This window comes from Oleiphilus sp. HI0086, assembly GCF_001635225.1.
In genome coordinates this window covers 1-696 of record NZ_LWFZ01001279.1, presented here as the reverse complement: position 1 = coordinate 696, position 696 = coordinate 1, and the positions used below count along the sequence as shown (strand labels likewise).

General features: G+C 38.4%; 1 protein-coding gene. It reads right to left on the bottom strand.

Going from position 1 to position 696, the window contains the following annotated elements; all coding sequences use genetic code 11:
• Positions 1-46 precede the first annotated feature (46 nt).
• Positions 47-696, bottom strand: a 650-nt coding sequence (locus A3756_RS21990) for a site-specific integrase (RefSeq protein WP_156490686.1), incomplete at its 5' end; no start/stop codon positions are given.

Below are 696 nucleotides of genomic sequence, written 5' to 3'. Positions count from 1 at the left end.
GGGGTAAAAACGGGATCCTTAGTGCACCTCCTAGCACGTTAAAATCTTATTCTAATCCTAAAAATGGTGAAATCAACTTAGCAGTGCTAGGTCTGTCTTCATGTATTATTTTTCCATAATGCTTTTTTAGCATCGATTCTGATGTGTGCCCCATAATTTCAGCAACAATACCAAGTGGTACATACTTTGTTATTAGCATCGATGCGAAAGTATGTCGACACTGATTTGGGCCTCTATGCCGCACGTTAGCTTCTCTCAACAAGGTTTCATAAGCTGTTCCTACTGACCGCTTGCTAAAAAGCTGCTCGTCTGTTTGTGATTTGAAGTTCTTGAAAATAGGTCGGATTTTATAGGATGTCGAATGTGTGTTGCTTCTGTTCTTTACACTGATTTCAATCGGTTTGTTCGTATATGAATATCTATGCTGCTTCAATAAAGTATCGATAGCAGGCCTTAACAATTGAAAAGAGCGTGTTCTTGAGGCTTCCTTAGGCACTTTGAATTCGTCACTTACATAAGCACGTTTAATATTTACTGTGTATGTGTTGAAGTCGATATCTTCCCACGCTAATGCGATTACTTCCGAAAGAGAGAGTCCTGTCCAGCACGTAAAGATGAACATGTTTATTATTTCTGGTCGACTGTAGTCACGTCTTTCTAGTTCAATTATTTTTTCCAGTTCTTTTATTGTATATG